Consider the following 14,084-nt stretch of genomic DNA (forward strand, 5'->3'; position numbering starts at 1 on the left):
TAAAACAAATTCAAATTAAGACTAAAGCTAAAAAATAAGTAAGTAAATAATTAAAATTTTGGAGAAAAACATGTCAAATGTAAGTGATTTAGAAGTAGGTTATGACGTTCCAGCACTTCCCGGTATGGATGAAGCTGATATTCAAACACCATGTTTAGTAGTTGATTTAGACGCATTAGAGCGCAACATCGTTAAAATGGGTCAATACGCTAAAGAAATGGGTGTTCGCCATCGTGTGCATGGCAAAATGCATAAATCTGTAGATATCGCGCTTTTACAAGAAAAGCTTGGTGATAGCTGTGGTGTATGTTGTCAAAAAGTTTCAGAAGCAGAAGTATTTGCTCGTGGCGGCATTAAAGACGTATTGGTATCTAACCAAGTACGTGATCCAGCAAAAATTGACCGTTTAGCACGTTTACCTTTATTAGGTGCTCGTACTATCGTTTGTGTTGATGATATTGATAACGTGGCTGAATTAGCCGCTGCCGTTGCTAAACATGATACGCAAATTGAATGTCTAGTCGAGATTGATTGTGGTGCTGGCCGTTGTGGTGTTACTGAAGGCCAACCTGTTGTTGATATCGCTAAAGCGATTGCTGCAACCCCAGGTTTAACTTTCTCAGGTATTCAAGCTTACCAAGGTGCTATGCAGCACATGGAAAGCTACACAGCGCGTAAAGAGAAAATCGACATTGCTGTGGGTATGGTTGCTCGTACTGTTGAAATGCTTAAAGCCGAAGGTCTTGAGTGTGACATCGTTGGTGGTGGTGGTACAGGTTCATACTACTTCGAAGGTAACTCAGGTGTTTTCAATGAATTACAGTGTGGTTCTTACGCGTTTATGGATGCGGATTACCAACGAATTCATGATGAAAAAGGCGAGAGAATTTCTGAATTCGAAAACTCACTTTTCATCTTAACTTCTGTTATGAGTCACACGAAAGCAGACAAAGCTATTTGTGATGCCGGTCTTAAAGCGCAATCAGTAGATAGTGGCTTACCGTACATCTTTGGTCGTGATGATGTTGAATACATCAAGTGTTCTGATGAGCATGGTGTTATTTCAGATCCTGCTGGCATATTAAAAGTTAATGAAAAATTAAAACTTGTTCCCGGTCACTGTGATCCAACGTGTAACGTACATGATTACTATGTTGGTGTACGTAACGGTAAAGTAGAAACGTTATGGCCTGTATCTGCACGTGGTAAAGCATTTTAATCCTAGCTATTAACTAGCTGCTTATTGAATAGCAACCACTACCCTCGGTGTTTAGTCGAGGGTTTATACCCAAGCTACTTCAAGGTGCTCGTTTCAGGACGGCTGAGCGATTCATAATCAAGGCGCGTATTTTATTAATGGTTATTCCCTTAATTACCTACGCAACGATGAATATGATTTACTCATACGTCCCACTAGGGCTGGTTTAGAAACGTTTTATCCATCGTTATTGATTTCGACAAGGGGATAACCATTCTCTTCAATCAATGCCTTGCCTAAATACGTTTCTAATCCCAGCTGAATCCTGCATCTTGAGGTTGTTTGGGTATCTACCAAGCGAACTATGTGAACGATTGATTAGGTCGCTTGGTATTACCATTTCTAGAGGATATAAATTATGAGTGATTCACAAAATACTTCACCAGAAAACAAAGGCATATCAGTTGTTTCTGAAGAAATCTGTCAAGAAGTTATTGGCCGTTCAGATGCCTTTACTGCGGTAGAAAATGTATTTGCTGCTATGGCAAAAAACACCGCTTACAACTTCCCAGTAATTCGTGAAGACATTGGTCACGCGGGTGCACTTTACGGTTTTAAATCTGGTTTTGACCGTGACGGTATGGTTTTAGGTCTTAAGTCTGGTGGTTACTGGCCAGATAATATGGCACAAGGTTTAACTAACCATCAGTCTACTGTTATTTTATTTGATCCCGATACTGGTAAGTTAAAATCACTTGTTGGTGGTAACTATTTAACAGCGGTACGTACTGCGGCTTCTTCTTCGGTATCAATCGCTCATTTAGCGCGTAAAGACGCTAAAGTATTAGGTATGGTTGGTGCGGGTCACCAGTCTTCTTTCCAATTACGTGCTGCGGTTGAACAACGTGATTTTGAAAAAGTTGTCGCTTGGAACTTCCACCCTGAAATGCTGCCTAAGCTTGCTGCTGTGGCAGAAGAATTAGGTTTACCATTTGAGTCGGTAACTTGTGAGGAGTTATGTGCACAAGCTGACGTAATTATTACTATTACTTCTGCATTTGGCTCACTAATTGACAAAGACTGGATTAAGCCTGGTACTCACATCGCTTGTATGGGTACAGATACCAAAGGTAAACAAGAAGTTGATGTCGATATATTAGCACTTGCTACAGTCTTTACTGATGAAATTGCTCAGTCTATTACTATCGGAGAAGCACAACACGCTGTTGCTTCTGGCTTGATCAAAGAGTCTGATATCACGCCAATTGGTGATGTTATCAATGGTACTAAACCAGGTCGTACTTCTGAAGAACAAATCACTTTGTTTGATGGTACTGGTGTTGGCCTGCAAGATTTAGCTGTTGCTTCGGTAGCTGTTGAATTAGCGGAAGCTAAAGGTTTAGCTACTTACTTCAAACTTTAATGTTTGAACTTTTAACTTTTTGCTTAACTCCTTACTTTAAACTAAGACTTTCCCAACCAATTAGTTAAAAGTAAGCCTCTTGGTAGGTTTCGCCTGCTAAGTTCTTGCTCAAGGGCTGTTTATTCATTTAAACAGCCCTTTTTTGTGCTATTAAGAAATTAAGGCAAAGCACCATACATAAATAGTTACTATGTGCACCTTGCCGAGTCAGTTAGTAAAGGTATAGTGGTACTTTAATCGAGACATATTTGAGTATTGGAGCTCATTGAGATTATGGTGATAATTAGAGCAGCGCGTATAGACGATTTGGCGAATATTGCCGAGTTACATGCACAAAGTTGGCGTGAAAACTATAACCAAGTACTCTCTGCTGATTACCTTGATAAAAAGGTTTTTACTGAAAGAGAAGCGGTGTGGACAGCGCGATTTAACAAACCACAGAGTAACCAGTTAGTACTCGTTGCTGAGCTAGCTGGAGTGTTCTGTGGCTTTATTTGTGTATTGGGTGCTAACCATCCTCAATATGGCACTATCATCGATAATCTTCATGTAAAAAAGGCTAGTAAAGGTCAGGGCATAGGTTCTCGTTTATTAGCTGCTGCGGCATCATGGTCAATCGTCAATTATGATAGTCATGACTTGTATCTTGAAGTGTTAGAGTGCAATAGCAGGGCTATAGGTTTCTATGAAGCGAAAGGAGCGAAAAATATAGCTACAGCTTATTGGCATACACCTTGTGGTAACAAGGTTAAAGAATTCATCTATAGCTGGGGATCTCCTGATAACTTAACTAAAGGTGTCGAGAAGGGGTTAGCTAAGAATTTAACTAACAGCCTAACTAAGAACCTAGCTGAGAGCGTTTCATGAAAGCAGCAATGAAAGAATCGATGGCAGAAGTGAAGAATGAACTGAAAAGTGAGCTGAAAGCCAAATTGTTATATTGGCATAACCTTAAAAGTAGAAAAGTAAAAGTCGCGGTCATAATATTGGGCCTTGGAATAATAGCGTTAAAAATATTCACCACAGTTTTAACTTTTGATTGGCTTAGTGGATTATTTAGTTAAGTAATAGCAAACCTTTAATCCTAAGGTGATGTTATCTTTAGCTAATCAAAAATATATAAAGGAATATATATATGAAAACAATGACTTGTAAGCAATTAGATGGCGCTTGTGATAAAGGATTTCATGGCAATACTTTTGAAGAAATGGCCGAGCAGAGCAAACAACATGCTATGGAAATGCATCAGCAGCAAGATAAAGCGCATTTAAAAGCTATGGCGGACATGAGCGAATTAATGACAAGGAGTGCTATACAAAGTGTTAGCTGAAAAATATAGTCTTAAATTAACCAGCCCTGCAGTTGCAGATTTTTTACAGTTACGCAGTAAAGTCGGTTGGGGTGAGCTTGATGCCAACCTCGCTGAAGTGAGTTTAAATAATAGCTTATTTCACGTAACCATTTATCTTAATCAACAGCTTATTGGCATGGGGCGTGTTGTTGGTGATGGCGCCATGTACTTTTACATACAAGACGTTATCGTTGAGCCAAGTCATCGAAAGTTAGGTATTGGCGCAGCATTAATGGATAAAATCGAAAGTTACTTAAATGACGCGACTAAGCAAGGTGCTACTGTTGGCTTATTGGCTGCACAGGGAAAAGAGTCCTTTTATACTCGCTATGGGTATATGCAAAGACCTAATAGTAGCTTGGGACATGGCATGTGTAAATTTGTATAAAACTGTAGTAAAATTACCTTGTCGTGTATTAAGTAGTATTAGGTAGTTTGTTTAAATGAAAAATTCAGGATTTACCCTGATAGAGTTAGTGGTAGTTATTACCACTCTAGGTATCTTAGCTGCTGTAGCAGCACCCCGGTTTATTGATTTGTCGAGTGATGCAAAAGCCTCAGTGATACAAAACATTTCCGGTAATTTAAAAACCGCTATTAAGTTTACTGTACTTAAAGATCAAATAGCCGGCGGCAATAGTGATTCAATAGACTATAACGGTAATACGGTTACCTTTACTGCCGGAAACCCTACCGCTAATGCCCAGCATATGCGCTACTTGCTTGAAATGGATTTACCCTCAACAACTTTTACTTCAAATTGGTCAACTATACCCTGTAAAAACTCAGAGTTTTGCGTAGTGGGTAATCGCCCTCCTAGCGATAATCGAATTCCTCCAATCGATGGTTTTAACAGCGGTACGGGCGTATTTTTATGGCCAAATGGTTATGTATTAGATGATTGCTTTGCTTATTACCTTAATGTAGCGGAGGATGGCAGTGAGCCTATTGTCGATTATGTTGATACTGGCTGTTAAGCTTTTATTTACATGACTATGCCTGCGAATATGAACAAGCTGATCAATGCCATTAAAGCGACCAATAACCAAGACCGCGCGTTGCCTTTTTCGGTTTACTCCTCAATAAAAGAACAGCATTTATTAAATGTACCCGTGGTAAAACCATTATTTATTGCAGTACTTGATGGCGATAAAAAGTTGGGTAAAGAGGGTGAAATAGTTTGTCGTGCCGGAGATTTCATTTTTTTATCGGACAACCCGGCGATAAATATGCGCAATATTCCCAAAGAAAAAGAATACTTTGCCTTGCTGATTGAGTTTGATTATCAAGATTTTGACGGTATAGGTGCTAAAACTGTCAGTGACAAGTCTTATAGCATTGGTGAAATATCTATTGCCCTAGCAAAGTGCCTACAGCAATTTGTCGAATGGTCGCTGTACTCACCAAAAGAGCTGTGGTCCTTACGCAGAAAAGAAATCCTGCATCTACTCTATCACTTGGGTCATAAAGATATTTTAGCTATGGCAACGCCGCATAAGTTAGGTCAAAAAATACATGCCATTTTAAGTAAGCAGCCTTCAGCAGAAATATCTCTTACAGCCATTTGCCAACAAGTCGCTATGAGTGAGTCGACCCTTAGGCGAAAGTTAGCGGCAGAGAGAACCACGGTGCAAGAGATTAAAGATCAGGTGAAGCTAGGACTCGGTTTACACTTATTACAAACCACTAGTCACGCCATTGTTTATATCGCAGAGCAATGTGGTTATCAGTCACAATCTCGATTTAGCAGTCGATTTAAGGCGCGGTTTGGCCTTACTCCTTCAGCTTTACGCAAAACTAAACAAAAAATCAAAGTGACGGAATAGGGCGAAATCTTGACGGTTTTGCGACTATAAAAGTTGGCTGAGTACGCTAAAGTACACTCCATATTTACTCTTCTAACCAACAAATCATTCAATAAATAAGGAACATTATTTTGTTTAAGCCGCTTACATTAATTACTTTATTCACCTTAAGTTTTCCATCAGCCGTTTTCGCCGACAGTTTTAGGTTATCTAGCCAAGATATCGCTGAGGGCAAGTTTATGTCTAAAGCGCAGGAGTTTACTGGCTTTGGTTGTACTGGTGGTGATTTATCACCACAACTTCAATGGTCGGGTGTACCTAAAGGTACTAAAAGTTTCGCTATTACTGGCTATGATCCAGATGCACCGACAGGCAGTGGTTGGTGGCATTGGCAATTAGTTAATATTCCTAACACAGTGACTGAAGTAGCAGCCGGTGCAGGCAGTACTAAAAAAGACTTAGCACCAGCAGGCAGTATGCAAATACAAAATGATTACGGTAGCCGAGGTTTTGGTGGCGCTTGCCCGCCTGCAGGTCATGGTGTGCACCATTACCGTTTTACCATACATGCACTATCTGTTGAGAGGCTTGAATTACCGCTAGATGCTTCAGGTGCGTTAGCAGGCTATATGATTAATGCTAATACTATAGCCACTAGCACAATTGAGTCGTTGTATAAGCGAGACTAATTTCAGTAGCTATCTTACGGTAGAGCCTTTCCCTTTATATATAGGACTCTACCTTTGCTCTATTAAAGATTGTTAGTTTGAAAAAGCAGGTAGGTTATTTTTCACTTTTCGACTGTTTCTCCAACGTCGCCAAGAGAGCATAGCGCCGGTATAAACTAACAAACAGGCTAATAGTGATGCTAAGCCAGCAATGGTTTGGCCAAAGAGACCGAAAGCCTCACCGGTATGAGTAAATCGTATATAGCTACGTAACTGACTATAAGTAGAGAGTTGCTCAAATTTCTGCTGCTGAACCACCTCACCCGTTAAAGTACTTAACAGTACCTTGAGTTTTTTCTGTGGCTCGCCACCATTACCCTTATCTATCTTATAAACTTTACTGTCGAATGGGGCACTTTCTAAAGAAAATTGAATGTTTTGCCATTCTGGGTATAGCGCTTTTACTTTTGCTAATTGCTGTCCAACAGGAAGCTGAAAAGCGCTTTGTTTAGCGGAGATCTCTACTGGCTTAGCCAGTGCAACGGACTCTGTTGATACCAGGGTTTTAAGAGTGTTACCTGGCCATTTAAACGAAAAGAAAAACGCCGTGACCACCAAAACAAACAGTATAGGCGCCATATAAATACTAAAGACGTTATGCCATTGAGAGTTTCTAGCGCTCTTGTTAGGGTAATTACCTGACAAGGTTAGCCTTTGTTTGAAGGCTCTGGAATTGAAGCGTTTCGGTAACCATAAATAAAGCCCTGAAAGAATCAAAACAAGAAAAATAATATTGGCAATGCCATTGACCCATCGACCCATTTCACTGAACTTTCCATCTAAGGTTAACCAGCGATGAAAAGCGCGTAATTTACCTAAAAATATTTTAGTACCTTGACCCGGAATCGCCATTTCTTCACCGGTATAAGGGTTGAGATAAGCGACTTTCTTTCTACCGTCTTTGACAATAATTGGTGCATTAGACTGGTTTTCTACCACAATTACAGCGGTTTTTTTGGTTGGATAAGTATTAGCTATCGCCAAAATTTCTGACATGGGTAAGAGCTTAGCTGAGCTTGTTGGCGCTGTTGGGTAGTCACTACGCTCGGCGGTTTTAATCATCTGACGTTCATAGGTTAATGCTACACCTGTGATAGACATTAAAAAAATAAAAATGGCAGCGCTACAGCCTATGATCAAATGTAACCAAAAAAAGGTTTTTCTTATATTCATCAATTTACCTTGAGCCAGTATTACAAAACACGGGGTATTAAACGTCCTTGAGTACAAAAACAAGGTGAGCATCTTGCTGACCTAAAGTACGCTTACTGAAATTTAGCAGGGTAATTTTGCTGAGATTTAAGTAACGTTTTGGCGATTGTAGTACATTTGTATGGAATAAAATATAACTGGATGAGAATCATTCGTTATTGTATGTGTTTTCTGCGCTATTGGTGATCTGGCTATAAAAAGTAGCTATAAAAAAGCCGCTGAAAATAGCGGCTTTTATTCTTAGTAGTTATTTTTACTAAACTTTATCAGTGAAACTAGTGAATAGCTTCATATAAGAAAATGGCTTAAGCATCATTCATATAGTTATCAGGTAACGGTAGTGCAGCAACGCCAGAGTCTACTGCGGCTTTAGCAACGGCTAAGGCAACATCCTTACATAAGCGAGGATCCATTGGGCGAGGGATTATGTAGCCTTTACCAAAAGATAAGGCTGTTTCGCCACTGGCTTTTAACACACTTTCAGGTACTTCTTGCTTAGCAAGTTCTCTAATGGCATGTACGGCAGCAATTTTCATTTCGTTGTTAATTTTACGAGCGCGAACATCTAAAGCACCACGGAAAATAAACGGGAAACATAAGACATTGTTTACTTGGTTCGGGTAATCAGAGCGGCCAGTCGCCATAATTAAATCACTTCTTACACTGTGAGCAAGTTCAGGCTTAATTTCAGGATCTGGGTTAGAACAAGCGAATATAACCGGGTTATCAGCCATTTTTAAAACCTGTTCAGGGCTAAGTAAGTTAGGACCAGACAAACCTAAGAACACATCCGCGCCTTCAATAACGTCGTCTAATGTTCTTTTGTCAGTGTTATTAGCGAAACGTGTTTTGTATTCAGATAAATCACTACGACGAGTATGAATTACACCTTTAGTGTCTAACATGTAGACTTTTTCACGCATTGCGCCACATTGAATTAACAATTCCATACAAGAGATAGCGGCTGCACCAGCACCTAAACAAACAATGTTAGCGTCTTCAATTTTCTTGCCTTGAATTTCAAGTGCGTTGATCATTGCAGCAGCTGTTACGATAGCTGTACCGTGTTGGTCATCATGAAATACTGGAACCTTACAACGTTCGATTAATGCTTTTTCAATAATGAAACACTCTGGTGCTTTAATATCTTCTAAGTTGATGCCACCAAAGCTATCAGCAATACAGGCAACCGTATTGATAAACTCTTCGGTAGTTTTATGAGTTACTTCAATATCAAAAGAGTTAATGTCAGCAAACCGTTTAAATAATAACGCTTTACCTTCCATTACTGGTTTTGAAGCCATTGGACCAAGATTACCTAAACCTAATACCGCAGTACCATTGGAGATAACGGCAACCGTATTACCTTTAGCGGTATATTTGTAAACATCTTCTGGGTTCTTGGCGATTTCTCGACAAGGCTCGGCGACACCAGGGCTATAAGCTAGCGATAAATCGGCACTTGTTTCGGCGGGTGTAGTGATGGCTACGGCAATTTTACCTGGAGTTGGCAAGGCGTGATAATCCAGTGCTGCTTGTTTAAAATCAGACATGTGTGACCTACTTTTATAGTTATAAGATTAAGGAGTTGTAATAAATAAAGGGAGGTACTCAACATGCCGGTTGGGGGTAGCATGCCGAATACCAATAAAACTTGTTGTTATGACGCTATTGTTCAGAAACTGTTGTTCAGGAACTTTATTATGAAAATTACATCGTGGACTTCACTTCCGTAACTCTCGGATAAATTAGTAAAAAAGCACCTATCATCAGGTAACCTCCGACAATACCGGTTAGGTGCGGCATATGCAGAGTTGCTGAGTGCAAGATACCAATAGATGCCATTATGGCAGCAGCGATTGAAAACCAACCGGCATGTTTGAACTGAGCATCAATAACATTAGCGACAATTGAACCCCACACTAAGCCAGTAATAATGGCTCCTTGTGATAAGGCTTGATGACCTAGCAAGTGTGCACCTTGTTGTGACATGGCGATTACCATTGCAGGGTCGGTTAAATTTGGTAAATTTTGCGCGCCAACATCACGCAGGGCATTCATCATTGAACCCCACTTGACCATAATAAAGCTGGAAACATGCGGCATCATGGCGAGTATGATGGCAATAATATGAGACTTTTTAACACTAGTAGCGCTGTGTGATATCAGTGATATGGCAACAAAAACTAAAATAGGTGCGGCGGCAGATAACGGGATAAGGTTACTTAAAAAAGCCAATAGACCAAAAGTTGCCGCTAAGAAAAAGACGATACCGACACCAAGTACATAACCACAACGGGCTTTCATCGCTTTATATACCGGGTGGCCAATATAAACCGTTGTTGGAAAAGGCGAGCCAAAAAGTGCGCCAATCATGGTGCCAACACCGTCGGTAACCTGACAAACCGCTACCGGATATTCATCGCCAGCAGATTCTGCTGACTCAACGTTATTCATGGTTTCAATAAAATTATATATTTGCACAGGAATGAGTACTAAAAACAATTCCATATGATTAAATAAATGCTGTAAGCCAATAATTAAATCGCCAAAATAGGGAACAGGAGGATTAAAGGCGACTCCTTCAAAGCTAATTGACGTTTCGCCCATGATGAGAGCGATAACGGTACCTACTATCAATGCCGCTAAACCAGCGGGTAAATTGAACGGTAGTTTAAACTGTCCGACTAAACCCCAAATGATAATCATCAGAGAAGCAAAACCTACCACAGGGCTTTCTAGAATACTGGCTAAGGAAACGCTGCCAATAAATACTAAAGCAATACCACAGAGTGTGCCTAACATGCCAGCACGTGGAGTAACACGTTTTAGAAATGGTCCAGCAATGGCACCAAATGCGGCCACAATACCACCAATAAAACCAGCGGCGATACCAACTTGCCAAGCAAGTTCAGCATCTTGAGTTGCCCAATAAATAGGGCCAATAACACCAAATAAGTAAACAAACATTACCGGTGTACTAATACCGTAAGGCAAAGCAGTTACGTCGTTTCGGCCAGTTTTGGCCGCTAAACGTCTTGCCATTAAGGTATAGACAACCACGCCGGCAAGAATGGCAATGGCTGCACCGGGTACGATGCGGCCAAAGACAATCTCAGTTGGCATATTAAAAACAAACTTACAGATACCACTTAAGACAATAAGGTTGGTTAAGTTATCGGTAAAAAGCGCCCAAAAGGCACTGAGATCACTTCGATGAAAAAGTTTGTATTCGCTACTTTCTGTATTCATAGTTCCCCCTTGTAAGTGCGCTATTGCTACTATTAACCGCTGTCGATAATGAGTAATAATAGCGCAGTTTGTTTTTAATTTACGCGATTAAATAGGCTATTAGCCTATTAGAAACGCCATACAGCAAGAAGCTGTGCTGCATTATCATCAGTACCTTTTTCACCTAGTTTATTTTTCCAGTATTGGTATTCAATACCAACGAATAAACGTTGTGCTTTTTGTCCTAATACTTCACCTAAATCCAAACGAATTTGCGGTTGAAATAGAATCCATGATTCTAACTCGGTAGTGCCAAAGTTATTAACTTGGGTACGGCCATCGATATACTCTAAGTGACCTTCAATGCTCCAGCTTGTAGAACCAATTTTAAATGGATAAGCCCAAGAAAAATCAACCATAAAACTAGAGTCTTCATCAACTACGGTAAAGACCGGAGAATCTGCACTGCCACCACCTTGATGGATATAACCAGTTACATCTATTTGCGCAAAAGCAAAACCAGGTAGGTCTAGTGCAAATCTCACACCCGGTAATACCCAAGCACTGTTTACTTCAGGAGCGAAGTTAAAACCTGCGACTATACCGATATCTTTTACCGGACCAAAACTGAGGTCATTACCCGTGATCGCGCCTAAACTAAAGTTTGAATACCACTCACCATAAAGCTCACTTGAGTCGGATACAGGGAAGTTAGCATCGTTATTCACTGAGTAACGTGAGTAATCCATAAAGAAGAAGTTATCGCCGTATTCCCAACCGCCAGCATGTTGGAAGGTGATGATGGTAGTATCCGCGGTGCCACCGGTACCCACTCGTTCTAATTCACCTAGTGCTTGAATTTGAACTTCGGTATTGCTCCAGGTTTCTGCAGATGCCATTGGTGCAGATAATGCTGCAGTTAATGCAAGTGCGGTAAGTGATGCTTTCATATTCATAGTGTCTCTCTTAATGTAATTTATTTTTAATAGTTATATTGATTTTTGTTTTAATTTTTTTAAAAATGTCCGTATGTCACAATTTTCCGTAACTTGACACATGTGTCAGGTTGCGATTAACTAAGATACATCAGGTTGTTTTGTAAACACAACAAAAAATTAAAACTAAAATAGAAGGTAAAGTAATATGACGTTTAAATCATTTAATCCGCCGCAAAGAATTTTAATGGGCCCTGGCCCTTCAGATGTAAGTGCACGAGTACTTTCTGCGCTGTCTAGACCAACTATTGGTCATCTTGATCCCTTATTTATCAATATGATGGATGAAGTGAAAACCTTACTACAATATGCTTTCCAAACCAAAAATGAATTCACCATTGCTTTATCAGCACCGGGCTCAGCAGGTATGGAAGCATGTTTTGTAAACTTAGTCGAAGCTGGCGATAAAGTCATTGTTTGTCGCAATGGTGTGTTTGGTGAACGCATGATTGAAAACGTTACCAGAATTGGCGCAGAGGCTATAGTTGTTGACTCTCCTTGGGGTCGAGCTGTTGAAATTGACAAGGTAGCAGCGGCATTAAATGATCATCCAGATGCTAAGTTTTTAGCCTTTGTTCATGCTGAAACGTCAACGGGTGCAGTGTCAGACGCTCAAGCCCTATGTAAATTGGCCCAAGAGCACGAGTGTTTAACAATTGTTGATGCTGTAACATCATTAGGTGGTATTGAGCTTAAAGTGGATGAATGGGGCATTGACGCTATCTATTCAGGTACTCAGAAATGTATGTCTTGTGTGCCAGGTATCTCGCCTATCTCTTTCAGCCCTAAGGCCGTAGAAGTAGTACAAAACCGTAAAACTAAAATACAAAGCTGGTTCTTAGACCAAACGTTAGTTATGGGTTATTGGTCTGGTAAAGGTAAGCGTAGCTACCATCATACTGCGCCAGTAAACTCTTTATATGCACTGCATGAAGCCTTGATAATGCTACATGATGAAGGTCTAGAAAATAGCTGGGCACGTCATAGAGAACAGCATGAAGTGTTAGCTAAAGGTCTGAAAGAATTAGGTATTGAGTTTATCGTACCTAAAGAAGAGCGCTTACCTCAGTTAAACGCTATCTACATTCCTGATGGCGCTGATGATGCTAAGGTAAGAAACTACTTACTAGAGCATTACAACCTTGAAATAGGTGCAGGTTTAGGTGCCTTTGCTGGTAAAGCATGGCGCATTGGTTTGATGGGACATGGGGCTAAAAGTGAAAATGTTGCCTTATGTTTATCAGCATTAAAAGATGCCTTGAATCAATAAAGGCACAATAAAACGCTATAAATAGTTTTATTAATGAAAAAAGACCACCTTTCGGTGGTCTTTTTTTTCGCATAGTGAAATCTAAACAGCTTTTTATGACCGTTATCTTGGCGATTTATTTCATAATATGGAATAAGAATGATGGATTTGATATTGTCGCGAACTTTTTTTATATGATGAAATTCCCGGTAACGGTTTTTTCTACATGTTGAAATGCTAACTAACTTCGAACGCAGCTTTAAATGAGCGTTCAATAATGATATTCACGGCGGTAATACTAAAAATAGTAGGCAATTGTTTGTGGAGTAGTTCGCCGAATGATAAGTTAATCATTACCGTTTCACCTTATAATTTCGACGATGACTCAGATTAATAAAACCTTATCGACCTACAATAAATTTGAAAAGTATCCCTTTGGCAAAAAAATATTCTCCATTATCGTCAGTCAAGTCGCGCCTTATTTTGCCACTATTAGCCCTAAAATATCAGAATTAGTGCCTAACCAGTGCACTTGTCTTATCAAAAAGAAGAGAAAGGTTTTTAACCATATAAAAACAGTGCATGTGATAGCCATTTGTAATGGTTTAGAAATGGCTATGGGGGTAATGGCAGAAGCTTCAATTCCCAAACATCTTCGTTGGATCCCAAAAGGCATGACGGTAGATTACACCGCCAAAGCAGGTAGCGATATTCGCTGTGTAGCCAAGGTAAACCAAGAAGACTGGCAGCCGGGTGATATGCTGGTGCACATCACCGCTTATGATGAAAATAACATTGTGGTAGTTAAGGGGAATATTAAACTTTGGATATCTGAAAAGCCAACAGTATGACCAGTGGCCTAATTAACAAACCGCTGTTGGGCTGGCGGCTT

General features: G+C 40.0%; 15 protein-coding genes. 11 read left to right on the forward strand and 4 right to left on the reverse strand.

From position 1 onward, the window contains the following. Positions 1–70 precede the first annotated feature (70 nt). From bhcC to HRT55_RS04030, 9 genes are all read left to right on the forward strand, one after another. Positions 71–1,219 (forward strand): 3-hydroxy-D-aspartate aldolase BhcC, encoded by a 1,149-nt coding sequence (bhcC, locus tag HRT55_RS03990; RefSeq protein ID WP_291619096.1) that lies wholly within the window; start codon positions 71–73, stop codon positions 1,217–1,219. A 397-nt stretch (positions 1,220–1,616) separates the two neighbouring features. Beyond that, positions 1,617–2,621, forward strand: coding sequence for an iminosuccinate reductase BhcD (gene bhcD / locus HRT55_RS03995; protein WP_291619098.1), 1,005 nt, complete (start codon positions 1,617–1,619; stop codon positions 2,619–2,621). A gap of 273 nt (positions 2,622–2,894) precedes the next feature. Continuing rightward, on the forward strand, positions 2,895–3,488 hold the full coding sequence (locus tag HRT55_RS04000) for a GNAT family N-acetyltransferase (protein WP_291619100.1): 594 nt from the start codon (positions 2,895–2,897) through the stop codon (positions 3,486–3,488). After that, on the forward strand, positions 3,485–3,685 hold the full coding sequence (locus tag HRT55_RS04005; protein WP_291619102.1) for a hypothetical protein: 201 nt from the start codon (positions 3,485–3,487) through the stop codon (positions 3,683–3,685). Before HRT55_RS04000 ends, HRT55_RS04005 begins: the two co-directional genes overlap by 4 nt. A 71-nt stretch (positions 3,686–3,756) precedes the next feature. Then, complete coding sequence (locus HRT55_RS04010; protein ID WP_291619105.1) at positions 3,757–3,951, forward strand: hypothetical protein; 195 nt, start codon at positions 3,757–3,759, stop codon at positions 3,949–3,951. Beyond that, positions 3,941–4,360, forward strand: a complete 420-nt coding sequence (locus HRT55_RS04015; protein ID WP_291619107.1) for a GNAT family N-acetyltransferase — start codon at positions 3,941–3,943, stop codon at positions 4,358–4,360. The genes HRT55_RS04010 and HRT55_RS04015 overlap by 11 nt, the downstream gene beginning before the upstream one ends. Positions 4,361–4,415: 55 nt before the next feature. Beyond that, positions 4,416–4,949, forward strand: a complete 534-nt coding sequence (locus tag HRT55_RS04020) for a type II secretion system protein (protein WP_291619109.1) — start codon at positions 4,416–4,418, stop codon at positions 4,947–4,949. 12 nt (positions 4,950–4,961) lie between these two features. Continuing rightward, a complete protein-coding gene (locus HRT55_RS04025) occupies positions 4,962–5,798 on the forward strand; it encodes a helix-turn-helix transcriptional regulator (protein ID WP_291619111.1) in 837 nt (278 codons plus the stop codon). 110 nt (positions 5,799–5,908) lie between these two features. After that, positions 5,909–6,466: a YbhB/YbcL family Raf kinase inhibitor-like protein gene (locus tag HRT55_RS04030; protein WP_291619113.1), complete on the forward strand. Its 558-nt coding sequence runs from the start codon at positions 5,909–5,911 to the stop codon at positions 6,464–6,466. 72 nt (positions 6,467–6,538) lie between these two features. Here HRT55_RS04030 and HRT55_RS04035 read toward each other — a convergent pair whose 3' ends face one another. The 4 genes from HRT55_RS04035 to HRT55_RS04050 form a co-directional block, all read right to left on the reverse strand. Beyond that, positions 6,539–7,678, reverse strand: coding sequence for a PepSY domain-containing protein (locus HRT55_RS04035; protein WP_291619115.1), 1,140 nt, complete (start codon positions 7,676–7,678; stop codon positions 6,539–6,541). A 344-nt stretch (positions 7,679–8,022) separates the two neighbouring features. Further along, positions 8,023–9,270 carry a malic enzyme-like NAD(P)-binding protein gene (locus tag HRT55_RS04040; protein WP_291615439.1) on the reverse strand — a complete coding sequence of 416 codons (1,248 nt, stop codon included), beginning with the start codon at positions 9,268–9,270 and terminating at the stop codon, positions 8,023–8,025. 157 nt (positions 9,271–9,427) lie between these two features. Continuing rightward, the gene (locus HRT55_RS04045; protein ID WP_291615441.1) at positions 9,428–10,969 is read right to left on the reverse strand and encodes a hypothetical protein; all 1,542 of its coding nucleotides are present in this window, start codon (positions 10,967–10,969) and stop codon (positions 9,428–9,430) included. A gap of 107 nt (positions 10,970–11,076) precedes the next feature. Next, positions 11,077–11,904, reverse strand: a complete 828-nt coding sequence (locus tag HRT55_RS04050) for an outer membrane protein OmpK (RefSeq protein ID WP_291619116.1) — start codon at positions 11,902–11,904, stop codon at positions 11,077–11,079. Between the two features lie 187 nt (positions 11,905–12,091). Here HRT55_RS04050 and HRT55_RS04055 point away from each other — a divergent pair, with 187 nt between their 5' ends. Next, positions 12,092–13,213, forward strand: coding sequence for an alanine--glyoxylate aminotransferase family protein (locus tag HRT55_RS04055; protein WP_291615445.1), 1,122 nt, complete (start codon positions 12,092–12,094; stop codon positions 13,211–13,213). Positions 13,214–13,572: 359 nt separating this feature from the next. Further along, complete coding sequence (locus HRT55_RS04060; RefSeq protein ID WP_291615447.1) at positions 13,573–14,043, forward strand: hotdog fold domain-containing protein; 471 nt, start codon at positions 13,573–13,575, stop codon at positions 14,041–14,043. The last annotated feature ends 41 nt before the right edge of the window (positions 14,044–14,084 follow it).

This window comes from Colwellia sp., assembly GCF_013214175.1.
Lineage (GTDB): Bacteria > Pseudomonadota > Gammaproteobacteria > Enterobacterales > Alteromonadaceae > Colwellia.